19 protein-coding genes are annotated in these 24,777 nt (G+C 62.0%); 5 read left to right on the forward strand and 14 right to left on the reverse strand.

The window, feature by feature from the left end; genetic code table 11:
- Nucleotides 1-4: 4 nt before the first annotated feature.
- The 6 genes from KUV52_RS04065 to KUV52_RS04090 all read right to left on the reverse strand — a co-directional run bounded on the left by KUV52_RS04065 (nucleotide 5) and on the right by KUV52_RS04090 (nucleotide 7,845).
- Complete coding sequence (locus KUV52_RS04065) at nucleotides 5-514, reverse strand: DUF2937 family protein (protein WP_222524641.1); 510 nt, start codon at nucleotides 512-514, stop codon at nucleotides 5-7.
- 100 nt (nucleotides 515-614) lie between these two features.
- Entirely contained in the window at nucleotides 615-1,367 is a 753-nt protein-coding gene (locus tag KUV52_RS04070; protein ID WP_222524642.1) for a TerC family protein, read from the reverse strand.
- Nucleotides 1,368-1,516: 149 nt separating this feature from the next.
- Entirely contained in the window at nucleotides 1,517-3,394 is a 1,878-nt protein-coding gene (locus tag KUV52_RS04075) for a methyl-accepting chemotaxis protein (protein ID WP_222524643.1), read from the reverse strand.
- Nucleotides 3,395-3,560: 166 nt separating this feature from the next.
- A complete protein-coding gene (locus KUV52_RS04080) occupies nucleotides 3,561-4,301 on the reverse strand; it encodes a phosphoadenylyl-sulfate reductase (protein WP_222524644.1) in 741 nt (246 codons plus the stop codon).
- An 11-nt stretch (nucleotides 4,302-4,312) separates the two neighbouring features.
- The gene (gene cysI, locus KUV52_RS04085; RefSeq protein WP_222524645.1) at nucleotides 4,313-6,049 is read right to left on the reverse strand and encodes an assimilatory sulfite reductase (NADPH) hemoprotein subunit; all 1,737 of its coding nucleotides are present in this window, start codon (nucleotides 6,047-6,049) and stop codon (nucleotides 4,313-4,315) included.
- Nucleotides 6,049-7,845, reverse strand: coding sequence for an assimilatory sulfite reductase (NADPH) flavoprotein subunit (locus KUV52_RS04090; protein WP_222524646.1), 1,797 nt, complete (start codon nucleotides 7,843-7,845; stop codon nucleotides 6,049-6,051). Before KUV52_RS04090 ends, cysI begins: the two co-directional genes overlap by 1 nt.
- Before the next feature lie 289 nt (nucleotides 7,846-8,134).
- Here KUV52_RS04090 and KUV52_RS04095 point away from each other — a divergent pair, with 289 nt between their 5' ends.
- From KUV52_RS04095 to KUV52_RS04115, 5 genes are all read left to right on the forward strand, one after another.
- Entirely contained in the window at nucleotides 8,135-9,343 is a 1,209-nt protein-coding gene (locus KUV52_RS04095; protein ID WP_222524647.1) for a Re/Si-specific NAD(P)(+) transhydrogenase subunit alpha, read from the forward strand.
- Nucleotides 9,343-9,618 (forward strand): NAD(P) transhydrogenase subunit alpha, encoded by a 276-nt coding sequence (locus KUV52_RS04100; RefSeq protein WP_222524648.1) that lies wholly within the window; start codon nucleotides 9,343-9,345, stop codon nucleotides 9,616-9,618. Before KUV52_RS04095 ends, KUV52_RS04100 begins: the two co-directional genes overlap by 1 nt.
- A gap of 6 nt (nucleotides 9,619-9,624) precedes the next feature.
- Nucleotides 9,625-11,007, forward strand: a complete 1,383-nt coding sequence (locus tag KUV52_RS04105) for an NAD(P)(+) transhydrogenase (Re/Si-specific) subunit beta (protein ID WP_222524649.1) — start codon at nucleotides 9,625-9,627, stop codon at nucleotides 11,005-11,007.
- Nucleotides 11,008-11,167: 160 nt separating this feature from the next.
- Nucleotides 11,168-12,436: an O-acetylhomoserine aminocarboxypropyltransferase/cysteine synthase family protein gene (locus tag KUV52_RS04110; protein WP_222524650.1), complete on the forward strand. Its 1,269-nt coding sequence runs from the start codon at nucleotides 11,168-11,170 to the stop codon at nucleotides 12,434-12,436.
- 151 nt (nucleotides 12,437-12,587) lie between these two features.
- On the forward strand, nucleotides 12,588-12,944 hold the full coding sequence (locus KUV52_RS04115) for a YibL family ribosome-associated protein (protein WP_222524651.1): 357 nt from the start codon (nucleotides 12,588-12,590) through the stop codon (nucleotides 12,942-12,944).
- Nucleotides 12,945-12,992: 48 nt separating this feature from the next.
- On the opposite strand, the gene KUV52_RS04120 is transcribed toward KUV52_RS04115, so the two are convergent.
- The 8 genes from KUV52_RS04120 to hrpB form a co-directional block, all read right to left on the reverse strand.
- Complete coding sequence (locus tag KUV52_RS04120) at nucleotides 12,993-13,274, reverse strand: YihD family protein (protein ID WP_222524652.1); 282 nt, start codon at nucleotides 13,272-13,274, stop codon at nucleotides 12,993-12,995.
- 103 nt (nucleotides 13,275-13,377) lie between these two features.
- A complete protein-coding gene (locus KUV52_RS04125) occupies nucleotides 13,378-14,856 on the reverse strand; it encodes a VWA domain-containing protein (RefSeq protein ID WP_222524653.1) in 1,479 nt (492 codons plus the stop codon).
- Entirely contained in the window at nucleotides 14,846-16,477 is a 1,632-nt protein-coding gene (locus KUV52_RS04130; protein WP_222524654.1) for an ATPase RavA domain-containing protein, read from the reverse strand. Before KUV52_RS04130 ends, KUV52_RS04125 begins: the two co-directional genes overlap by 11 nt.
- Before the next feature lie 117 nt (nucleotides 16,478-16,594).
- Nucleotides 16,595-17,590, reverse strand: coding sequence for a succinylglutamate desuccinylase/aspartoacylase family protein (locus KUV52_RS04135; RefSeq protein ID WP_222524655.1), 996 nt, complete (start codon nucleotides 17,588-17,590; stop codon nucleotides 16,595-16,597).
- 8 nt (nucleotides 17,591-17,598) lie between these two features.
- Nucleotides 17,599-18,189 carry a 3'-5' exonuclease gene (locus KUV52_RS04140; protein ID WP_222524656.1) on the reverse strand — a complete coding sequence of 197 codons (591 nt, stop codon included), beginning with the start codon at nucleotides 18,187-18,189 and terminating at the stop codon, nucleotides 17,599-17,601.
- A 78-nt stretch (nucleotides 18,190-18,267) separates the two neighbouring features.
- Nucleotides 18,268-19,803, reverse strand: coding sequence for a putative basic amino acid antiporter YfcC (gene yfcC, locus KUV52_RS04145; RefSeq protein ID WP_222524657.1), 1,536 nt, complete (start codon nucleotides 19,801-19,803; stop codon nucleotides 18,268-18,270).
- A gap of 98 nt (nucleotides 19,804-19,901) precedes the next feature.
- Complete coding sequence (gene mrcB, locus KUV52_RS04150; protein WP_222524658.1) at nucleotides 19,902-22,241, reverse strand: penicillin-binding protein 1B; 2,340 nt, start codon at nucleotides 22,239-22,241, stop codon at nucleotides 19,902-19,904.
- Between the two features lie 19 nt (nucleotides 22,242-22,260).
- Nucleotides 22,261-24,738, reverse strand: coding sequence for an ATP-dependent helicase HrpB (hrpB, locus tag KUV52_RS04155; protein WP_222524659.1), 2,478 nt, complete (start codon nucleotides 24,736-24,738; stop codon nucleotides 22,261-22,263).
- Nucleotides 24,739-24,777: the final 39 nt, after the last annotated feature.

Genomic DNA, 24,777 nt, shown 5'->3' on the forward strand with positions numbered 1-24,777 from the left:
TGGCTCAACGAAGGGTGGCGGTCCGCCGCTCCCGACGGCGCGGCAGCAGCAGGGTCATCAGCAGTTCAACCACCACACTCAGCAGCAGTGCAATGCCGATGCCCCAGCCGATGGCCGTGGGGGTCAGCAGCACCTGGTAACGATAGTTATCCAGAGTGTCCTGGCGCAACTGAGGGTCAGCAAAGCTGATAAGGTGCCAGAGCTGAGCCAACTGCCCCGCGGCCATGGCGCGCTGCTCCTCCGTCAGCATGGAAACCCGCTCCACAATGGCGGCCACCGAATCCGCGTCCTGACGGAAGACCACATCCGGGCTGTTGCGGTAGTGGCGGACCAGGGCATCGAGATCGCCGTTAAAGTGGCGGCGGGCGGTCTGCTCAAATCCACCCAGCGCTTGTTGGGCCTCGTTCAGATGCGCGTCCAGCCGTTGCTGATACAGGGTCAGAACGCCGGGGATCTGCACCCCAATCAGCACACAGCAAAAAAACACGGTTAATCGCGCATAGTCCTTGAACATGGTCGCCTTCCTCAGGAATGTATCTGTCCATCATCGCTGGGGTTGTGTTGAGATTCCAGTGACTTGAATGTAAAAAAGGCGCCCTGTTGGGCGCCTTTTTTTACTCTTCGTCTTCCTCTATCGCTTTGCGCAGCTTCACCGGCTCGGTGCGCTTCTTGCGAAGCTTGAGGTTGAGCATCTCCACGGCCACGGAGAAGGCCATGGCGAAGTAGACGTAGCCCTTCGGAATGTGGACCTCGAAGCCTTCGGCGATCAGGGTCATCCCCACCAGCACCAGGAAGGAGAGTGCCAGCATCTTCACAGTGGGGTGGTTATCCACAAACTCACCAATCGCCTTGGCGGAGAACAGCATTACGCCCACGGCGATGATGATGGCGATGGCCATCACCATCAGCTGGTCAGCCAGACCCACAGCGGTGATCACTGAGTCGAGAGAGAACACCACGTCCAGCAGCGCAATCTGCACCAGAATCATGCCCATGCTGGCAGCACCACTGCCACCATGCTCTTCCGGCTCACCCTCCAGGCTGTTATGGATCTCGTGAGTCGCCTTGGCCAGCAGGAACAGGCCCCCGCCCACCAGAATCAGATCTCGACCGGAGATCCCCTGCCCCAATACGTTGAACAGCGGGTCGGTCAGCCCCATCACCCAGGTCAGGGAGAACAGCAGCGCCAGACGGGTCAGCATCGCCAGACCCAGGCCCAGGCGGCGGGCAAAGTCACGCTGGCGTTCCGGCAAACGGGACACCAGGATGGAGATAAAGATGATGTTATCGATGCCCAGAACGATCTCAAGGGAGGTCAGGGTCGCCAGGGCGATCCAGGCTTCCGGGCTGTAAATCCAGTCAAACATGGTGATTCAACACACCTGTAATAGGGGGAAAGGACGATCTAAAGGCTTTTTGGCCCCACTGGCAATCTTGCCAGCGTGAAATCTTGTTTATCTTGGTGACGGCGCTGTTGCACCCGTCCAAAAAGGGGGCCTTCCGGCCCCCGTCACAGTCATGACACCTTGAAGTGGCCAATCTCCTCTTTCAGAGCGCGGGTGTCTGCCTCCATCTCCGCCGACACCCGGCCCAGTGCCTGGCCATGGTCCGCCAGTTCAACACTGTCATCGCGGATCTCAACCACATTGGCGGACAGCTCAGAGCTGACACCGCGCTGCTGCTCAGCCGCCGCGGCAATCTGGCTGGCCATTGCTGAGATCTGGGTAATGGCCGCCGTAATGCTGTCGAGACTGGCACGGGCCTGATTGGCCTCCGCGGCACTGGCGTCCGCCAGCGAGGTGCCCTCCGCCATGGCGGTCACCGCTTCCTGACTGGTGCGCTGCAGGGATTCGATCATGTGTCGAATCTCCTCGGTGGACGCGTGGGTGCGCTGGGACAGCACACGCACTTCATCCGCCACCACCGCAAACCCACGCCCCTGTTCACCGGCACGGGCCGCTTCGATGGCTGCATTCAGGGCCAGCAGGTTGGTTTGTTCGGCGATGGTTTGAATGGTCACCAATACCTGGTTGATCTGCTGAGCGTGACTCTCCAGTTGGCCAATCACACCGGCGCTGTGGTTGATCTGGCTGGCCAACGCCAGGCTGGCTTCGCTGGAGCGGGTAATCACCTTCTGCCCCTCTTCGCTGGCAGCGGCCGCATCCTGTGCCGCACTGGCCGTAGAGGCAGCACCCTGCGCGACTTCGTTGGCGGAAGCCGCCATCTCAGTCACCGCGCTGGCGATCATATCCAGCTTCTGATTCTGACGGTTCACGGCGCTGGCCTGCTGTTCGCTCATCGCCCGGTTGTCGCCAGCCCGGTTCTGGAGGCGCTCACAGCCGTTGCCGATGCTGGTAACCATCTGAGCCAGATGCCCGATAAACTGGTTGAGCTGATCTGCCACACGACCCAGTTCATCCTGGCGCTCCACCGGCAGACGACGGGTCAGATCACCATCCCCCTGAGCCAGCTCATGAATGGCACTCTCCAACTGCAGCACCGGACGGAACAGCAGGCTGAGCAGCCAGGCTGCCAGTGCCGACACCACCACAATCAGGGTCAGGGTCAGTACCACCGCCTGCTCCATCATGGCTACGCCCGCCGCATTGGCGTGGGACTCATCCAGTACCACCACCAATTGCCAGTCGCTGCCAGGCAGTGCGCCCACCTGAACCAGCACCTTCTCCCCACCCAGAGTCATGGCCACCTGATCGCCGCTGGCCATCAGACGGTCCACAGTGGCGGGAGTCAGTTCCGCGTAAAGCCGGGTCAAAGGCTGCAAACGTGCCTGTGGGTTGCGGTGCGCCAGCAGTCGCTCTTCGCTGTCCACCAGCAGCAGTTGCCCCTCCTCCTCAGGCAGTGCGGACAGGGCCAACTGGGCGATGGCATCCAGCGTAATGTCCGCTGCAATCACCCCTTCATGTCCCCCCAGGAAAGGGGCGGCAATACTGAGTACCGTCTGGTCTGCGCCGCTGGCATCCCGATAGGGAGCGGTCATGATCAACCCACCCTTTGCCATCGCCTGCTGATACCAGGGGCGAGCGGTCACATCGATGCGCGGCGGCACGTTATTGATGTCGTCCCAGACGATCTCCCCCTCCGCATAGCCCGCGTACAACCGGTTGATGTCGGCAGATTCCGCCAGCAGGTGATACACCTCCGGCTGCAGATAGCGCTCCGCCAGCACTTCGGACAAGGCGGTTACCGTGCGCGCCCGTTGACCCAGCCAACCATCAAACTGGTTTTGGAAGTTGGTGAGCAGCTCCTGGCTGCGCTGCTGGATCTCGATCTGCTGTTCCGTCTGGTAGCGGTGCAGCAGAAGGCCGGTCAGGGTCACGCTGGCGGCGATCACCACCACCGCGATAAAGGCGAGCAAACGGTGTTTCAGACTCATGAGTATCTGTTCTTATCGAGTTGAAATATGGGGGTAAACGGGCGGCAATCATGCGCCAAAATGGGGAAATAGCAATAGCCGAAAAAACGCTTGCTCAAAAAAGGGGCGGCGGGATCACAGAACCCGCCGCCCAATGCCTTGTGCTCGTACCAGATGCCGGTTCGACTCAGATTTCGTAGTGCAGACCACACTCCCGCTTCATCCCGTTAAAGCGGGTCTCCTCCTCGGTCATACCCAGCTCAAGCGGACGGCTGCTGTGGAGATCGCCCACCGATACGTACCCCTGATGCCACAGCGGGTGGTAGGGCAGCTCATTGGCCTCCAGGAAGTAGTGAACGTCCCGGTTACTCCAATCCAGTATCGGCAGCAATTTAAAACGGCCGGAACGGATATCGAGAAACGGCAGCTCGGAGCGGGAGCTGGCCTGTTCACGACGCAGCCCCGCAAACCAGCTTCCCACTTCCAGTGACTCCAGGGCCCGCTGCATCGGTTCCACCTTGTTTCGGCGGTTGTAGCGGTCGATGCCATCCTGCCCCTGTTCCCACTCCCGGCCATAGCGCGCCTCCTGCCAGGCGGATGAGAGCGACGCACGGAACACCTGCAGATTCAGGCTCAACCGCTCGGTCAACTCATCGATAAAGCGGTAGGTTTCCGGAAACAGGTGGCCGGTATCGGTGAGAATCACCGGAATGTCCGGACGTTGATCCGTCACCAGCTTCAGCATTACCGCCGCCTGAATACCAAAACTGGAGGAGAGCGCCTGCTCCCCGGGCAGGTTTTCCAACCCCCACGCCACCCGGGCTTCTGCGCTTAACCCTTCAAGCTCACGATTCAGAGCTGAGAGGGTTTGCTGGCTCTCCGGGGCATCGGGGCGGGCCAGCAAATTCAATAATGCCTGGCTTGCCATGAGCGTGCTCCTTAGGCGTAAAAGTCCTGTTTGGGGATGAACACCGGGGCCACGATCCCCGCCCGAACCACGAAGTCACCAAAGCGCTCATCCGCTTCCCGCTCCGTTACCCAGCGGCCAATCAGGCTGTCCAACTCAGCAAACAGCGCCTCCTCATCCAGGTTCTCCCGGTACAGCTTGGGGATTCGGGTGCCGTTGTGGTTGCCGCCCAGGTGCAGGTTGTATTTGCCCGGCCCTTTGCCCACCAGTCCCACCTCGGCCAACATGGCGCGGCCACAGCCATTGGGACAGCCGGTGATGCGGAAGATGATCGCCTCCTCATCCACGCCATGTTGCGCCAACAGCGCTTCCAGCCGATCGACATAGTGAGGCAGGACCCGCTCCGCTTCCGCCATCGCCAAGGGGCAGGTTGGCAGGGACACGCACGCCATGGCGCTTTTACGCTGCGCAGAGTGACCGTCATCAATCAGGCCATGCTGGCGTGCCAGAGATTCAATCCGGGATTTGTCCGCTTCCGCCACACCCGCCACGATCAGGTTCTGGTTGGCGGTCAGGCGAAACTCGCCCTGGTGAACCGCCGCAATCGCCGCCATGCCGGTTTTCAGCGGCTTGCCGGGGAAATCCAGAATGCGGCCATTCTCGATAAAGAGGGTCAGGTTGTGCTTGCCATCGATGCCGGCAGTCCAGCCAAAGGCGTCGCCTCTGTGGGTCAGGGCGTAGGGGCGGGGCGGCTCAAAGGTCCACTGGGCGCGACGCTCCACCTCGGCTTTGAACAGCTCAAGACCGACCCGGTCCAGGGTGTACTTGGTTTTGGCGTTCTTGCGGTTGACCCGGTTGCCCAGATCACGCTGGGTGGTGACCACCGCCGCCGCCACCTCCAGGGTTTTCTCCAGCGGCAGAAAGCCAAACTCATCGGCGGTGCGCGGGTAGGTGCTCTGGTCCCCATGGGTCATCGCCAGCCCGCCGCCCACCAGCAGGTTAAAGCCCACCAGCTTGCCCTGCTCCGCGATCGCCACGAAGTTCATGTCGTTGGCGTGCAGGTCCACATCGTTGTGGGGGGGCACCACCACCGTGGTTTTGAACTTCCGGGGCAGGTAGGTCTTGCCGAGTATCGGCTCCTCCTCTTCGGTGCTCTCCACCTTTTCGCCATCCAGCCAGATCTCGGCGTAGGCCCGGGTTCGGGGCAGCAGATGCTCGGAGATCTTCTTGGCCCACTCGTAGGCTTCCGCGTGCAGTTCCGACTGCTCCGGATTGGAGGTGCACAAGACGTTGCGGTTCACGTCCCCGGCGGTGGCAATGGAGTCGATGCCGATGCGGTTGAGCATCTGGTGCATCGATTTGATGTCCCGCTTCAGCACCCCGTGAAACTGGAAGGTCTGTCGGGTGGTGAGACGGATGCTGCCCGCGTGGGTGTGTTCCCCGGCAAAGGCGTCGATGGCCTGCCACTGCGACGGCGTAATCACCCCACCGGGTAAGCGGGCACGCAGCATCACGGTGTGCAGCGGCTCCAGTTTTTGTTCCGCCCGTTCGCCACGGATGTCCCGGTCATCCTGCTGGTACATGCCGTGGAATCGGATCAGCTGGAAGTTGTCCGCGCTGAAACCTCCGGTCAGGGTATCCTTGAGATCCGCCGCTATGGTACCGCGCAGCAGTTGGCTCTCCCCCTTGATCCGCTCGTTGTCCGCCAGTTTGCCCTGCACCACCTGATCGGCCAGCGCGTCCGGCAAAGTGTTCAATTCGTTGCTCATCAGTACACGTCCTTCTGGTAGCGCTTGGCCTCGCGCAGTTGAGTCAGGTAGCTTTGCGCGGCTTCTTCACTGTGCCCGCCATGTTCGGCAATCACCGCAACCAGTGCGGCTTCCACATCTTTCGCCATTCGCTCGGCATCACCACAGAGGTAGAGGTGTGCCCCGCGCTCCAGCCAGGCGAACAGTTCAGCGCCCTGCTCACGGATGCGGTCCTGTACGTAGATCTTGTGGGACTGGTCCCGGGAGAAGGCCAGGTCGATGCGGGTCAGCAGGCCGCTTTTGACGTAGCCCTGCCACTCCACCTGATAGAGGAAGTCTTCGGTAAAAGTGGGATTGCCAAAGAACAGCCAGTTGTCCCCCTCGGCCCCCCGCGCGTCGCGCTCCTGCATAAAGGCGCGGAAGGGGGCGATGCCGGTACCGGGCCCGATCATGATCACCGGGGTGCTGTCCTGCTCCGGCAGACGGAAGTTGGCGTTGGGCTCCACATACACCTTCACCTCATCCCCGGCCGCCAGACGGCGGGCCAGAGCACCGCTGACGGTGCCCAGACGCTCTTCACCGTCGCGCTCATCGGCCACCAGGGCGACCGTCAGGTGCACCTCCTCTTCCACCTCGCTTTGGGAGGAGGCGATGGAGTAGAGCCGTGGAGTCAGCTTGCGCAGCAGACCCACCAGCTGTTCTGCCGAGGGGGTCGCGGGATACCGGGTGACCAGATCCACCAGCTGGTTCTGGGGGATCATCGCTTTCAGCGTTTCGCTGTCCGCCACCAGGCGCTGCAGTTCCGGATCACCGGAGAGTTCGGCCCAACCCTGCACCAGAGCCGGATGCAGCAGAGTCAGCTCGTAGGTGTCGGTCAGGGCTTGCCGCAAAGCGGTTTCCTCGCCTTTCAACGACACCCGTTCTTCGCCGGACAAGCCGGTGGCTTTCAGGATCCGGGTCACCAGATCAGCGTCGTTATTCATCCAGATCCCCAGCGAGTCGCCGGGCTGGTAGGTCAGACCGGAGCCCTCCAGGCTGATCTCCACATGGCGGGTGTCCTTGATGGAGCCCCGACCGGTGATCTTCTGGCTGGCCAGCAGCGAGGCGGAATAGGGGTTGCTGCGGCTGTAGCTGGCGGGGCCGTTAATCGGCACCACGGAAGCGGTCGGAGCAGCTGAGTCGACTGAGGTTTCCAGCTTGCTGATCACCTCGCTCTGCCACTGTTCGGCGGCGTCTTCGAAGTCGACATCGCAATCCACACGCTCAGCCAACCGGTTTGCGCCCAGTTCAGCAAGACGAAGGTCGAATTCCTTGCCGGTCTGACAGAAGTGATCGTAACTGGCGTCGCCAAGTGCCAGAACGCTGTAGTTCAGCTCCGGCAGCTTGGGGGCACGGTTGGAAAACAGGAATTTGTGGAAGGCGATGGCGTCATCCGGCGGATCGCCCTCACCATGGGTGCTGACCACCACCAGAAGCTGGCGTTCGCTTTTCAGTTGGCGGGGTTTGTAATCCGCCATGGAGATCAGCGTAACCTCCGCCCCCTGGGCGCGGGCCTTGTCCGCCAGCGCGGTGGCCACTGAACGGCTGTTGCCGGTCTGGCTGCCGTAGAGCACGGTAAGGGGGACCGCACTTTGCGCTCCGGTTGCCGGGGCGGCTGCGGCACTGCCCAGGGCAGCGCCCTGATTGGCCACGGCGGCGAGATAGCCCGAGATCCAGGCCGCCTGCACGGGATTAAGCTCGGAAGCGAGTGCCCTCAGCGTCTGGATCTGCTCCGGAGCAAGCATCCCGGCCCCGGCTTCAAACTCCTTTAACAACATAGTCTGCCTGTCTGTCCTGATAAGTTGGCTACAGGTTAGGCAGGGCTTCTATTTATAAAAAATACTGATTACAGAATTTTTATAACCAAATAGAATATTGAACACATGTTCAAATTCCACACAAAGTGACGTAAAACAAGAAATTGTTTTTCCGATTGCCCCTATCGTAGGCAAGTGTATGGCAGAGGCTTTGCCGACTGCACAGAGCATGGGAAACTGTGCCGCCTATCACAGAGCCCGCGTCCGGAATGGTGATCCGGATGCTTATACCAATGAAGAGGACCGCTTCGTGAAGATCGCAGTGATCAAGGAGATCTACCCCGGGGAGACCCGAGTGGCGTTGATCCCCGCCAACGTCAGCAAGCTGACCCAGGCTGGTCTCACCATCGCCGTAGAGACCGGCGCCGGGGAAGCCGCTGGATTTGACGATGAGCGTTATGTTGAGGCCGGCGCCATTATTGCCGCCGACCGTACCGAGGCGCTGAAAGACGCCGAGGTGGTCCTGACCCACCATGGCCGTGGGGATGAACTGGATGCCTTGCTGCCCCACCTGACCCGCGGTCAGACTCTGGTGGCGATGATGGACCCGCTGGCGGGGCCCCAGGTTGCCCAGAAGCTGGCTGACGCTGGCATCAATGGCGTGGCGTTGGAGCTGGTGCCGCGGATCACTCGCGCCCAGGCGATGGACGTACTGTCCAGTAACGCCACCATCGCTGGTTACAAAGCCGCCCTGCTGGGCGCCACCCACTCCCATCAGCTGTTCCCGATGATGATGACCGCTGCTGGCACCCTGAAGCCGGCCCGGGTATTTATCATGGGCGTCGGCGTGGCGGGTCTGCAGGCCTGTGCCACCGCCAAACGTCTGGGTGCTGTGGTGGAGGCGTACGACATCCGCCCTGCCGCCCGCGAGCAGATCCTCTCCGTGGGGGCACGCCCTGTCGAACTGAACATCGAAGCGGAAGACACCGAAACCTCTGGTGGCTACGCCAAGGAGCAATCCGCCGAATTCATCGCCAAGCAGCAGCAGGCGATGGCGGATGTGCTGGCCCAACAGGATGTGGTTATCACCACCGCCGCCATTCCGGGCCGCAAAGCGCCGGTGCTGATCACCGAAGCGCAACTGATGCAGATGAAGCCCGGCGCCGTAATCGTGGATCTGGCCGCCGAAACCGGTGGCAACTGCGAACTGACCCAGGCCGGGGAAGCGGTGATCCATCACGGTGTCACCATCATTGGTCCGCGCAACTTCGCCGCCACCGTGCCAAACCATGCCAGCCAGATGTTTGGCACCAACCTGACCAACCTGCTGATGCTGATGGCCAAAGAGGGCCAGCTGAACTGGGACTTCGAGGATGAGATCATCCGCGACGTCACCATCAGCAAAGATGGCGAAGTGGTCAGTGCCCGTCTGCGCGACCTGCTGGGTCTGCCCGCCATTGAAGCCGAGGAAACCGCCGAGGCGGCCGACACCACTGACATCGAAAAGGAAACCAACTGATGGAACTGATGCTGCTGATCACCGTCTTCGTGGTGGCCCTGTTTCTTGGGGTGGAACTCATCACCAAGGTGCCGCCGACCCTGCACACTCCCCTGATGTCCGCCTCCAATGCCATCTCCGGCATCACCCTGGTGGGCGCCCTGCTGGCCGCCGGTTCCGGTTCCGGCCTGCTGGTGAACATTCTGGGCTTTATCGCTGTGACCCTGGCCACCATCAACGTGGTGGGCGGGTACATGGTCACCAACCGCATGCTGGCCATGTTCAAAAGGAAGTAAGGACCTATGAGCGACATCCTGATTTATTCCAGTTACCTGGTAGCCGCGGTCCTCTTTATCCTCGGTATCAAGAACCTGACCAAGCCCCGTACCGCCGTACTGGGTAACCGTCTCTCCAGCATCGGTATGCTGATCGCCGTGGTGATCACCCTGCTGGATCGCAACATCATCAGCTTTGAGTGGATCATCGCCGGTATGGTGCTCGGGGGTGCCATCGGCGGCATCATGGCCCGCCGTGTGCAGATGACCTCCATGCCTGAAATGGTGGCGATGCTGAACGGCTTCGGCGGTGGTGCCTCCCTGTTCGTGGCCCTGGCCAACGCCTGGGACCCGGCTGCCGCCACCTCTCTGGTGGCCATGATCTCCATCGGCATCACCGTGCTGATCGGTGCTGTGACCCTGTCCGGTTCCTTCGTGGCCTTCGCCAAGCTGGCTGAGAAGATCTCCGGCAACCCCATCGCGGTACCGGGCAACACCTTCCTCAACGGTGCCCTGCTGCTGACCGGCCTGGGTCTGGTGGCGATGACCGTTATCGAACCGACCAACCACGCCTGGCAGTTTGCCCTGGTCGCGGTAGCCCTGCTGCTGGGTCTGGCCCTGGTGCTGCCCATCGGTGGTGCGGACATGCCGGTGGTGATCGCCCTGCTGAACTCTTACTCCGGTATCGCTGCGGCGACCGCAGGTTTCATCAGCGGCAACACCGTACTGATCATCTCCGGTTCCCTGGTGGGTGCGTCCGGTCTGATCCTGACTCAGATCATGTGTAAGGCGATGAACCGAAGCCTGCCCAACGTACTGTTTGGCGTGATGGCCGAAGGCGGCGAGACCATCGACGCGGACGAGGTGTACGCCGGCAAGGTGAAATCCTCCTCCCCGGACGAAGTGGGCATGCTGCTGGAAACCGCAGAGCGTGTGGTTATCGTCCCTGGCTACGGTCTGGCCATGGCTCAGGCCCAGCACGCCGTGCGCGAACTGGCCGACGTACTGCAAGCCCGTGGGGCCGACGTGAAGTACGCCATCCACCCGGTTGCGGGACGGATGCCGGGCCATATGAACGTACTGCTGGCGGAGGCGGAAGTGCCCTACGAGCAGTTGGTGGAGATGGACGAAATCAACCCGCAGTTTGAACAGACTGACGTGGCCATCGTTATCGGCGCCAACGACGTAACCAACCCGATGGCTCGTGAGGATAAAGGCAGCCCGATCTACGGCATGCCGATCCTCAACGTCGACAAAGCCAAAACCGTGGTGGTGGTGAAGCGCTCCCTGAGCCCCGGCTTTGCCGGTCTGCCCAACCCGCTGTTTGCCATGGATAACAGCCTGATGCTGTTCGGCGATGGTAAGAAGGCGATTGTTGAGCTGACCGCTTCCTTGAAAGAAGCCGGCTAAACACCCAGCTAAACCGAGAAAACGGCGCCCAAATGGCGCCGTTTTTTATTGGATTCCGCCAACGCTTATCGAACCATAGCCCCCGGGCATCGGCCTGAACCTGTTCATCTTTTGCCCAACGGGTATTATCGACTGACCCCCTGTTGGCGAAGGATGCCCCATGAAAGACGAAACCCTCTCCCTGCACTTTGGCTACGAAACCGACCCCACCACCAAGTCGGTGGCGACACCCATCTATCAGACCGTGGCGTACGAGTTTGACGACGCCCAGCACGGCGCCGACCTGTTCAACCTGTCGGTGGCGGGCAACATCTACACCCGCATCATGAACCCCACCAACGATGTGCTGGAGAAGCGGATGGCGGCACTGGAGGGGGGCATTGGCGCCCTGGCGGTCAGCGCGGGCAGCGCCGCTATCAACTACGCCATCCAGACGCTGGCGCAGGCGGGGGACAACATCATCTCCACCCCGCAGCTCTATGGCGGCACCTACACCCTGTTTGCCCATATGTTGCCGACCCAGGGCATTGAGGTGCGCTTTGCCAAGGACGACAAACCGGAGAGCCTGGCGGCGCTGATCGATGAAAACACCAAGGCGGTGTACTGCGAGAGCATCGGCAACCCGGCGGGCAACATTGTTGATATTGAGCGTCTGGCGGAGCTGGCTCACGCCCAGGGGGTACCGGTTATCGTGGACAATACAGTGGCCACCCCCGCCCTGTGCAAGCCGATAGCCTTTGGTGCGGATATCGTGGTGCACTCCCTCACCAAGTACGTGGGTGGCCATGGCACCACGCTGGGGGGCATCATTGTCGATTCCGGTCGTTTCCCCTGGGCCCAGCACAAAGCCCGCTTCCCGATGCTCAATGAGCCGGAGCCTGCCTATCACGGCGTGGTTTACACCGAGGCCTTTGGCGATGCCGCCTACATCGGCCGGGCCCGTACCGTGCCGCTGCGTAACACCGGTTCCGCCCTCTCTCCGATGAACGCCTTTATGCTGCTGCAGGGGCTGGAAACCCTGTCGCTGAGGATGGAGCGCCATACCGAAAACGCCCGCAAGGTGGCGGAGTATCTGCAGAGTCACGAAAAGGTCAGCTGGGTCAGTTATGCGGGGCTGCCGGACTCCCCCTATTTCCCGCTGGCGGAGAAGTACACCGGGGGCAAACCCTCAGGGATCCTCTCCTTCGGACTGAGGGATGGGTATGAGGCGGGCGTGCGCTTTTACGATGCCCTGAAGATCTTTAAGCGGCTGGTGAACATCGGCGACGCCAAATCCCTGGCCTGCCACCCCGCCTCCACCACCCACCGTCAGCTGACCGAAGCGGAGCAGCAGCAGGCCGGCGTCTCCCCGGAGATGATCCGTTTGTCGGTGGGCATCGAGCACATCGATGACATCCTGGCGGACCTGGAACAGGCCCTGAGCGCCTGAGTCCGGATGGCACTAGGACTCCGCTTGCCCACCGGGCAGGCGGGGTCAGCCGCACAACCTCCTGTTAAAGGGCATCGGACGCTTCCCCTGCCGGTGGTATACTTGCCCCATTACGCTTTTCCTACGGCCTGTGGCCACGCTAAGGAACCCCATGAAACTCAAGCAGGAGCTGCATCAGCTCAACAACAAGCTCAATGGCGCTAAACGCAAGTTGGATGCGGCTCACCGCCGCGGTGACCAGCCGGTGATCGACCAGTTCAATGAAGAGATCGCCGCACTGAATAAGCGCATCGAGAGCGTCAAAACCACCCTGAACCGCCAGGTGAATCAGCAGGGCGCCAAAGTGCAGTCCCTGCCTTTCCACCGGACGCTGACCAAAGCGGAGCAGGCGGACCTGGGCAAGCTGAAGAAATCGGTAAGAGGTCTGGTGGTGGTACACCCGATGACCGCACTGGGCCGGGAGATGGGGCTGGAGCAGGTCACCGGCTTCGCGCCCAAGAAGTTCTGACCCCCAGAACAAAGAACCCCCGCTTCGGCGGGGGTTCTGCTTTTGGAATCAGCGCTCGCTGTCGTCAAAGCCACGGGCTTTGAGGATGGCGCTCTTCCAGTCGAAGTCTTCGACGTAGTCCTTGGCGATACCGGGAATCATCTTGCCTTCGCCGGTCTCTTTCATCTTCAGATGGTAGATCAGCACATCGTCGGTCAATTCCGCCAGCGGCCCCTGAAAGCCCGCCTCTTCGGCCAATTTGGCCAGCATCTGGGTCAGGTTCAGATCCTGATGCTTCTGCCAAACCGGCTCCAGCAACTCCAACAGTTCATCAATACGATGGCAAGACATGGGCGCTCCTCTACTACCTGGACGCGAAAAATGGGAATAGGGGCACATTATGCCCCAGCAACGTGACACCGCTCCAGCATCTTCCACCAGCAAAGTGAAAGTTTCAGCCCTTTTTCGCCTTCACCCGTCCCCAAATCGAGGTTTCCATCGGCCAGTGGTGGTTCATCTGTTCGAGCAGTGCGACATTGCCCTCCCGCGACAGTGCCACCGCATGGAAACGGTTGCCCCGCTGCTGCGCCGCCTCCAGCGACGTCAGTGCCTCCCCCTTCAGCCGGGGGGCAATAAAGTCGGACACCACCACCACATCCGCATTGGCAAAGGGCACCAGGTTCAGAGCATCGCAGGCGTGCTCGATACACTTGCTGATGTCGGTGCCGCCATGAAAGCGGTAACCCAGAAAATCCCGGGCCTGACTCAGCCCCTGCCCGCCCAGCAGGTCGAATTCGGTGACGGCGGTGGAGAAGATCATCACCCGGCAGTCCCGGTCGCCTTTGACCGCCTCACGCATCAGCGCCAGTGCCAGCGCCTTGGCGCAGCGCTCGGGTTGCCCGGCCATGGACGCGGAGGTGTCGATGCAGAGGATAAAGGGCCCGCCGTTGTCCTCGATATCAGCGCGACGATGGCGGAACACCGGCTTGAGCTGGCCCTTCTCCGGCATCTTGCCCTTCATTTCGTAGATCAGCAGTTGAGAGTCGATCAACTGCTTAAAGAACAACAGCTCCAGCTCTTCGGTAGAGAGCAGCGAGGTGGCCACCGCCAGCAGACGACCCAGGTCTTTACCCTGCTGCACCCCGGCCACCTCCTCTGGGAGGGTGGCGAAGCGCTGTTCCGATACCAGCGCCTTCTCCTTCACCCGCTTTAACGGGCCCCGGTTGGAGGCTTTGGCCATCTTGCCGATCTGGGAAGCCAGACGCTGGATCTCCGGCTGCTTACCAAGAAAATCCGCCAGTTGGGTCAGCCCCTTCATCTGGTGACGGGAGAGCGCCACATCCGCCATGTCCCAGAGTCGTCCCACTTCGGAGGGGTGATCCACCGGGATCAACGCGCTCAGATCTTCCGCCCCTTCAAGACGGCGATACAGGTCCGACAGCAGTTCCGCCCGCTGTTCATCCAGCAGGGCCAGTTGCTCCGCCAGATGGCGCTGTTCCAGGCTTTGCTCCCACTCCGCAATCAGCGTGTCGTGGGCGTGACTCAAGGTCGAGATTGGCATCAGGGGCAGCTTTTCTGCGAGGGTGCGTAATGCCCCCTCCATCGGCGAGTTGCCCTTCAGTTGCAGACGAAAGGCAGGCAGCGCCTCCTCCAGCTCCGCCGGGTCCAGCGCGCGGCAGCGCTCAAGCAGGGTGATCTCACGACGGGCGGCAGCCGACAGACTTTGGTGGTTCAACACCGCCAGCAGGCGATCGCCCCACTGCTCCACCTCGCGCTCCAGCGCATGGTTGAGCCCCTCGTGATTCAACCGCCGCTCCCGGCGCACCTGCTGAATGATGGCGTCCTGCTGACGCTCCATCACCCGACCCAGCATCGACTTTAACGCCTGCTGCTGAGCCGGATCCCGGCGCGCCCGCTCGGTATCAAACGGCATGGTAAGCGGCCTGAATGCGCGTTCCCAGCGCCTGGGCCTGCTCGATGGACTGCTCCAACGAACCCAGTTGTTGCGCCAGGGCGTCCAGACTTTCGGTCACCATGTCGGTCAGATCGGTATCGATAAAGTTGTGCGGCATGGTGGTGTTGAAGTTGTTGCGATAGATCCTGGCCTCCTGCGCCAGTGTGCGGGCCTCAGTGACGATCTTAGCCAACGCCTCATCCCAGCCATTACGGGTATCACGACTGACCGGCCAGGGGCCCAGCACCGCCAGCGGGATCTCAGCGCCCGCCACATCTTTCACAATCAGACGCTGGTCGGCATCCAGGCCAAGCTGAACGTGGTAGGAGTGGCGTTCCAGATCGTTGATAAACACCGGCACCGTGCCCTCTCCGGCCACCACTCGCTTCTGCAGTTCAGACGCCGCCACCCGGATGCGGGCCAGATCCTCCTCCACTTCCTGGCTGACCGCGCCGCAGGGCATCAGCGGCAGCAGAGTCACCATCGGGCCAACCCCCGCACGGTTCTCAGTCACCGCTTCAACAAGGTTGAGTTCCACCCGCTCACCGCGCAGGCCGCTGGAGCGTATCAGCCCCGGTGCCAGCCCTTCTGCCCGGGCACGCTCCAGTCGAGCCAGTTCACCCTGCAGGAACAGGATCTGACGCTGGGTTTCCCCCTGCTCAAACGCCACTTCCCGGGCATACTCGCTCATCACGCCCTGGATCCGCTCCCGCGTGGCCATATCCCGCCACAGGCAGTTGCGCAGAATCAGCAGGTCCGTCGGCGACACGGTCATGCGGCCGTTGTAGTAGGCCGATGCCCGCAGCAGGGATACCGACTTCTTCCAGCGACGGTCAGAGATATAGAGGTCCAACTCGGGGTTGGCCTCCTGACGCTCATCCACCAGCAGCTTAAGCTGGTACAGCTTCTCAAACACCGCTTCGGGCAGGGTGACCTGCTTGACCTCCTGCTGCCAGCGCTCGTACTCCTCTTCGGTGATCTTCAGCCCTTCCGGCACCGGGTCACCGTAGACGTCAGAGGTGTCGTTGATCATCGCCTGGAAGTGGCCCTTCTCCGCCACTTTGTCGGCGTATACCCGCAGCAGCATCCGGTCGTACAGCGGCTCCAGGCTGGAGTCGCCGTCCGGCAGTTCGTTGGAGGCGGTGATCAGCAGGCGCATCGGCACTTTGATCTCCTGATTGCCGTTGCGATAGACCTTTTCGTTCACCACGGTCAGCAGGGTGTTGAGGATCGCAGGGCCCGCTTTCCAGATCTCATCCAGGAACACCACGGTGGATTCCGGCAGGTACCCCTCCGTCAGACGCACATAGCGCCCCTCCTCTTTCAACGCCTGGATGGAGAGAGGGCCGAACAGCTCCTCCGGGGTGGAGAAGCGGTTCATCAGGTATTCGAAGGCGGTGCCCTCTTTAAAGGCGTGCATGATGCGGCGGGCGATCAGGCTCTTGCCGATCCCCGGAGGCCCCAGCAGAAACACACTCTGGCCGGTCAGCGCCGCCAACAGACAGAGCTTAAAGGCGCGATCGCGCTCATAGACCCCGGTAGAGAGTGCCTGAACCAGGCGGGTGATGCGGGTCGCTAACCGCTGAGCTTCGTCGGACATCCTTGCAAAACCTTATTGAAAACTTGTTGCAATGCAACTTACACCCCGCTCACAGGGGGGGCAACGGGCAAACCTCACAAAGCAAAGTGCGCGCCCCCTGGGCGCGCACTTTTTCGTCTATTTGTGATGCAGCAGACGTACCAGCAGGGTGCCGGGCTCTCTCAGTGGGTCGTCATTCAGGCTCAGCACCCACCCCGCCACCGGGGCGTAATAGCGCCGCGCCTCCGCACCAAAGGCGTCGTACTGAATCGCCACCAGATCCCCCTCTTTCACCGGCTGGCCCAGAGCCACCTGGGGCAACGCCATGCCACCGAGTTCAGCTCGTACCGTGGTGGTCACATCGCCCTCCATCGGCACCGAAACCGGCTCACACCCTTTGGGAGTGGCACGCGCATCGGTCATGCCCAGATGGGCCAGAACCCGGTGAAGGCCCGCCACTGCCCGCTGAACGGTATGGGGTTCCGCCACGCTGCCGCCCCCCACTTCAATGGTGATGCAGGGTACCCCTTGCTGGTTCCACACGGTTTCCAACACGCCCGGCTCGCCGGGATCGTCCTGAATGGCGTCCGGCCCCAGTGCCCGGGCCATCGCCAGCGCTTGCGGTATCCGGTAGTCGGCAAACACAAACAGCGGGTAGCGGGCGCCCCGGGTCTGGGTGTGCAGATCCAGCGCGTAGTCGGCGTTGCCCTCCAGCAGTTGGGTCCAGACCCGATGCAGGTAACGCTCGGCGCTGTTGCCCTCTGCCCGGCCCGGGAAGATGCGGTTGAAGTTGACGCTAGAGCAGTCAGGATCGCCGGGGAAGAAGTCCCGATGACGGGCCAGCATGCCGGACGGGTTCAAGCCGGGAACCAGAATCACGGTGCCTGCCAGTTGCTCCGGATCCAGCTCACGACCCAGCTGCTGAGCCGTCAGAACGCCATTGAGCTCATCACCATGCACACCGGCGGTGATCATCACCCTCGGGCCGGGACGAGCGCCCCGGTAGACCAGCACCGGCACCTGCCAGCTCTGGCCCAGGCCGTTGGGCAGGACATCAAATCGAAACGGGTGGCGGCCCGCAGGAAGGTCGTCCAGCATCAGGCGCTGGATCAGGGGAGCGGAATGAAACGGCATGACACTCCTTACAGGTTGTCGCTTGGCTTGAGCGCGGGAAAGAGCGTCCCGGCGCGGATCATCGCCAACACCAGGTTGGCCAGGGTCAGGGCATCGGCTTCCGCATTGTGTTGCGGCTCAGCCACCTCCACCCCGTAGCGGACCGCCGCCCGCTTTAACGACGCACGCTCTCGCCGGTTATCAAAGAAACTGAATCGGTAGTAATCGGCCAGGTTGAACAGGCCGTTGTGGAAGGGGTACGGGACGGACTTGGCTACGAAGTCGGGCTCCATCCAGGCCCGCTCATCGCCCCAACTGACCAGTGCGTTCCAGGGTTGGCCAACGCCCCACTTGGTGGTCAGCAGTTCCGCCACTTGAGCCAGTGGCATACCACGCTTATCCAGGGTGCCCTGGCTGATGCCGGTCAACTCATAACAGAACTTGCTGATGCCGTGTCGGGTGTTGCTGACGTAGTAGCTCCCGGTCCGGCTCACTTCAAAGTTCTCCAGATCGATCTCCGCCAGACCAAACTGGATGATCTCCAGGGTCTGTGCTTTCTGATACTCCGGGTTTTCCCAGCAGGTCAGTTCGGTGTCGATACAGAGGATCCGTTTGCCCATTGCGGTCTCATTTGTCCAACAAAAGCGGGCCCGCAGGCCCGCTTTCAAGTATTCCCGTTATTCTTCCGTTCGCAAAGATCAGGCGTAGCCAACCAGGTGGGCACCCACCACGGCCACGCTGGCCAGTGCGAACAGCAGCAGCATAAAGCGCCAAGCGAAACGGGCCCAGTCACCCCAGTCCACACGGCACACACCCAGGGTGGCCATCAGCGACGCAGAGGTCGGAACAATCACGTTGGTAAAGCCATCGCCCAACTGGAACGCCAATACCGCCACCTGACGGGTCACACCCACCAGATCGGCCAGCGGCGCCATCAGCGGCATGGTCAGAGCGGCCTGGCCGGAGCCGGAGGTCACAAAGAAGTTGAACACCGACTGGAACAGCAGCATGAACCAGGCGGACAGCACCTCCGGCATGCCGCCGATGGCGTTACCGGCACTGTTCAGGATGGAGTTCAGTACGGTGGGCTCGGAGGCTTCACCACCGCCGAGCAACAGCAGGATCCCTTTGGCACAGCCCACCAGAATGGCGGCAGGCAGCATGATGGCAGCACCCTCTTTAAAGGAGGCGGCCACATCGTTCAGGGTCATGTTGTTGAGGCGGAAGAACACGCCGATCAAACCGGTCACCAGACCCATGGTAAAGAACTGGGAGGCGATCTCCGGAATGTACCAGGCGTTGGCCACCACACCCCAGATCACCCACACCATGGTGGCCACCACGGTCAGCATCACCAGGGTATCGCCCAGATTCCAGCGGCTGGAAGCCACATCGCCCATCGGCTGGTCACGGAAGTGCTTGTCGGTGCGGTAGCTGTAGGAGCGGGTCGGGTCCGCTTTCACACCACGGGCATACCACATGGTGAACAGGATCCCCACCAGGGTGAAGCCCACCCACAGGGCGACACGGTATTCAGCGCCAGACAGCACGGGAACGCCAGCGATGCCCTGTGCCACGGCCACGGAGAAGGGGTTCATCCAGGAAGCGCCGAAGCCTACCTGGGTGGCCACGTAGGTCACCATCACCGTGGTGATGCCATCGTAGCCGAGGCGGATCATCAGTGGCGCAATGATGATGGCAAACGCCACCGCCTCCTCGCCCATCCCGAATACGGCCCCCCCGAGGGAGAACAGTGAGAACATCACCGGAATGAACAGCGCTTCGTTGCCGCGGGTTTTGTCGATCAGACGCAGGATGCCGTTGTCGATGGTGCCGGTGCGCATCACCACACCAAAAGCACCGCCGATCACCAGCATAAACATGATCACGCCGATGGCGCTGCCCCACTTGGAGCCGGACACCAAACCTTCAAACGGGAAGTTAAGGAAACCGACGCCGCCGCCCCCCTCAAACAGGCCCACCTGGTTGTAGAGCACGTCACCATTCTCATCCAGGGCGTACTGGAAGGAGTCCGGGTCCAACACGGTACGGGTCTTTTCCACCCCATCCACCATGTAGTGGATCTCTTCAGTCTGAAAGCTGCCTGCCGGAATGACGTAGGTCAGGCCCATGGCCAACAGGGCCACGAAAAAGATCAGGATCAGGGTGTCTGGCATCTGCCAGCGTGACGAGGCCGCCGGAGCGGCGGCCTGTGAGTTAGAGGCGTCGTTCATTCTGCTTCACCACGATGCGTTATAGTTATCGGCTGCATAGTATTTCAATTTCGGTGAATAACAATATTTGAATGCCGAAAAATGCGCCGTTCGTCCCGTCAGAAGCTAAAAATTCGCTCCAGCCAGTTTTTCGCGCGCTCCCCACCCTGGCAACCACGGGGATCGGGCCAGCTGGCACTGTCCGCCGGCAGGGTTTCCGCCCCGACGCAATCCTCCGCCACCGGCAGGCCGGATGCGGCCTGGAAGTGACCATCCACAATGCCGCCCGGACGGGTCAGCACCAAGGAGAGCGGCTCCCGCACATCCAGATAGCGCTGGTACAGCGGCAGCGCGGCAGAGCTGCCGTAGAGTCCGGCGTCACTGTTGTCGTCCCGACCCACCCAGGTCACCACCACATCCCGATCGTCAAAGCCTGCATACCAGGCGTCACGGCCAGCCGTAGTGGTACCGGTCTTGCCCGCCAGGGTGACATAGGGGTAACGCTGTTTAAGGCGACGCGCGGTGCCACGCTCCACCACCTGAGTCATGGCCCAGTTGGTCAGCCAGGTGGCTTGCGCGGACAGCACCTGCTCAGAGCTGGTCTTCTGCTCCACCAGACGCTCACCCTCTTTATTCAGCACATGGCCGATGGCGTATAGGGGGCGATAGCGTCCACCGTCCGCCAGAGTCTGATAGAGCTGTGCCACCTGCAGTGGGCTGGCATCCAGGGCACCCAGTAGCAGTGCCGGGTTGGCGGTGATCTTGGAGGGCCACCCCGCCTTACGCAGGGTGCTGATCACCGGATCCAGCCCGACCGCCATCCCGAGATTGACCGTGGGGACGTTATAGGAGAACACCAGGCTGTCCAGCAGCGAAGCCTGACCACGGAACTTCTTATCCACGTTCTGCGGTGACCACACCTGGCCTCCGCCACTCTTGAGGTTGATGGGCTCATCTTTCAACGGCGTCGCCAAACTGAACTGCTGCGGCGCTTCAAGCGCGGTCTCATAGACGAACGGTTTAAGCAGGGAACCCACCGGACGACGGGCGTCCAGAGCGCGGTTAAAGCCGAGGAAGCTGGGGTCACGATCCCCCACCAGCGCCAGCACGCCGCCGTTGTAGCGGTCCACCACCACCATCGCCGCCTGCAGCTCTTCGTCCTTGCGATCGCGGATCATCGCCGCCATTCCCTGACTGACCGCCTTCTCTGCAGCCTGCTGGGCCAGAGGATCCAGGGTGGTGTAAACCTTCAGGCCGGACTGATTCAGTACATTGTCACCAAAGCGCTCCGCCAGTTCCCGCTGCATCAGGGTGCGGAAGGCGGGCAGTTTGTGGCGCTGGCGCCAGTTGGGGTCACGCAGAGCCAGATCCATCTGGGTGAAGGTGCTGTACTGTTTCGGGGTGATCAGCCCCTCCTCAATCATCAGCTTCAACACCAGATCACGACGCTGCAGCGCCCGCTCGGGGAAGCGCCAGGGATTGTAGTAACTGGGGCCTTTGATCATTGCCACCAGCAGGGCCTGCTGGGCCAGGTTCAGCTCATCCAGCGGAGTGCCGAAGTAGTGCCAGGCCGCCAGCCCTACACCATGAATGGCGATCTTGCCGTCCTGCCCCATGTAGACCTCGTTGAGGTAGGCCTCGAGGATCTCATCCTTGCTGTAACGGGCATCGATGATCAGCGCCATCATCGCCTCGTTGGCCTTGCGCACCAGGGTGCGGTCCCGGGTCAGGAAGAAGTTTTTGGCCAACTGCTGGGTCAGGGTACTGCCCCCCTGCACCGTACGGCCCGCTTTCAGGTTGGCCAGCGCCGCCCGGGCGATGCCAGTAAAGGAGAGGCCGTTGTGCTGATAGAACTGGTTGTCCTCGGTGCGCAACAGGGCGGACACCAGCGACTCCGGGATCCCCTCCCGGGGCACAAACAGGCGGTCTTCGGTGTTGCCGGTGATGATGCGATCCAGCAACAGCGGCTCCAGTTGCAGGAAGCCCATATCCCGGCCATCGCTGGAGCGTATCAGGCGGGTTACCCGGTTCTCGTTAAAGTGCACCATCACCCGCTGTGGCGCTTCGTAGCCATTGGGGCCATCAAAGGCACGACGGAAGATCTCGATGCGCCCGACCGCAACGGCGAATTCGCCCTCGCTGTCCGCCTGACCGGTGTTGCGGTAACCCAACAGAGCCAGCTCATCTTTCAGCTGCTTATGGGTCACCGGTGCCCCGGGATAGAGGCTCATGGGGCGGGCGAACACCTGCGCCGGCAGATACCAGCGCTGGCCTTCAAACTTCTTCGCGATCAGGGTGTCCAGGTAGATCCCGTACAGGGCCACCACCGCCAGCCCGGCCAGCGCCAGCTTGCCCGCAAACAGGGCAAACCGTTTGCCCCGGGAAGGGGTGCCTTTTACCGCCTTTTTCGGCGCTCTCTTTTTGCCGCCAGTGGCGGCTTTCTTCGCAGTCTTAGCCATCGATTTACGTCAAGTTCGGTTAGGTCAGGTGCCGCTTGGTCTTGCGGGTCGGCGCCGTATTGGCGGGGTCATCCGGCCACAGATGCTTGGGGTAACGTCCCCGCATCTCCTTTTTCACCTCGGTCCAGGCACCGGCCCAAAATGCGGCCAGGTCCTGGGTAATCTGAATGGGGCGCTGAGCCGGAGACAGCAACTCCAGCGTTACCGGCAACGCGCCGCGGGCCAGTCTGGGCGTATCGCTCTGCCCATAGATCTCCTGAACCCGGACCGCCAGCTTGACGCCCCCCTCGTGGTAATGCAACGCCAGGGCACTGCCGGTGGGGACCGTCAGTCGCTCTGGTAACTCCTGTTTCAGCAGGGACTGGGCCTCCCACGGCACCTGGTCCATCAGGATCTGGTAGAGATCCAACTGCTTTAACTGGCCGGTTTTGGTCAGCCCCGCCAGATAGGGCCCCAGCCATGCCTCCAGCGTGGCGATCAGCGTTGCATCGGCCAGATCCGGCCAGGCAACGCCGTTCAGATGTTGCTGCGCCAGCGCCACCCGTGCCTGTAGGGTTCGGGCTCGCTCACTCCAGGGCAGGCTGTCCAGCCCCTTACGGCGGACATGGTCGAGCAGCGCCAGCCGGTAATCCGCCTCGGTCAGGTCGGAAAGCCGCTCCCGGGCCACCACCAGCGCCCCGATACGGGTCTGACGTTCCGCTTTCAGCGCGCCGCTGGCGCTGTCCAGCCCGGCGTGGCGCGCTGTCTCAAACAGCCCCGGCTGCACCGCTTTCAGGGCATCCAGATTCAGCGCCGCCGCCAGATGGATACGGGCATCCCCCTGCCCCGCCCGCTCATTAAGGCTGGCCACCACAAGGTAGGGTTCCGCACAGAGGGGATCGGACTCCTCCAGCGTGGCACCCGCGCCACCAGAGAGCAGGAATCGGTGGCCACTGCCGCCGCGCCCCTGGGCGATCCGGTCCGGGTAGGCGAGAGCCAGCAGCCAACCGGCTTCACTGTGGTGGGCAGGCTGGGCCGCGTGTGCGCCCTTAAGCTGGCTCCACCATTTGTCTGCCAATTGGCGGTAACGGCCACTCCGTGCCGCATCCAGTCGTCGCGCCAGATCGGCACCGACCTGACGACCTCGAAGCGGGTCGCCCTCCTCCAGTAAGGCGGCCAGATCGCAGGCCAGCCTCAGCACACCGGGCTCTTTCTGCTCCTGCTCCCACTGGGCTGCCTTGACCAGCATATGGCCCAGTCTGGGATCCGCGCCCAGCCGATGCACTCTCTGTCCCAGAGCGGTGATGCGACCATCCTCCGCCACCAGTTCCAGCCGCTGCAGCAACGCCCGGGCGCGGCTGACCGCCCCCTCCGGTGGTGGGGACAGCCAGGCCAGTTCGTTGACGTCGGTGGTGCCCCAGGCCGCCAGTTCCAGCACCAGACTGAGCAGGTCGGCCCGCTGAATCTCAGGCAGTTCCGCTTCCGCCAGGCTCTGCTGCTGGGTTTCGCTCCAGAGCCGGACACAGTGGCCCGGCGCCAGACGTCCGGCCCGGCCAGCACGTTGATCCGCGGAGGACTGACTGATTCGAGCCAGTTCCAGGCGGGTCTGGCCGGTACGCAGGTTGAGGCTGGCACGGCGCTGGTAGCCCGCATCCACCACCACGGTAATGCCGTCGATGGTCAGGCTCGATTCCGCCAGATTGGTGGCCAGGACCACCTTGCGGCGGCCCGGCTCCGGCACGGCAACCGCCCGATCCTGCTCCGCCCCGGTCAGTTGGCCGTAGAGCGGGCAGAGATCCACATCTAGGGAGACATGCTCACTGAGCTGGGTTTCCGCCGTACGGATCTCCCCCATACCGGGCAGAAACACCAGCAGGTTGCCATCCTGGCTGACCAATTGACGCTTCACCTGACTCACCAGTGCGGGCAGCCAGGGTTGGCCTGTGGGGACCGGCGCATACTCAATGGAAACCGGGTAGCTGCGCCCCTCGCTTTCGAGCAGCGGTGCCTCCGGCAGCAGACGATCCAGCGGTTGCCCCTGCAGGGTGGCGGACATCAGCATCAGTTTGAGATCGTCCCGCAGTCCCCCCTGCACCTCCAGAGCCAGCGCCAGCGCCAGATCCGTCGCCAGATGACGCTCATGCACCTCGTCGAACAGGATCAATCCCACGCCGGTCAGTTCCGGATCGGCCTGGATCAAACGGGTCAGTACTCCTTCGGTCACCACCTCAAGCCGGGTGGCCGCGCTGACCTGGGTTTCGCCCCGAACCCGCAAGCCCACGCTCTGCCCCACCTTCTCTCCCCGGCACTTAGCCAGGTAGCGGGCGATCATCCGCGCCGCCAGACGACGGGGCTCCAACAGCAGGATCTTGCCCTCGATCTCGGGCCAATCCAGCATCGCCAGAGGCAAAGCGGTGGATTTCCCCGCACCTGTGGGGGCGCGAAGAATCAACTGATTGTGTCTGGAGAGGTTTTGGCGGATGCTGGGAAACAGATCCTGGATCGGCAATGTCGACAAACCGGAGTCTCTGGGGCTGACAAAGGGTCCTAGTGTACT

Source organism: Ferrimonas balearica (genome assembly GCF_019802055.1).
GTDB classification, from domain to species: domain Bacteria; phylum Pseudomonadota; class Gammaproteobacteria; order Enterobacterales; family Shewanellaceae; genus Ferrimonas; species Ferrimonas balearica_A.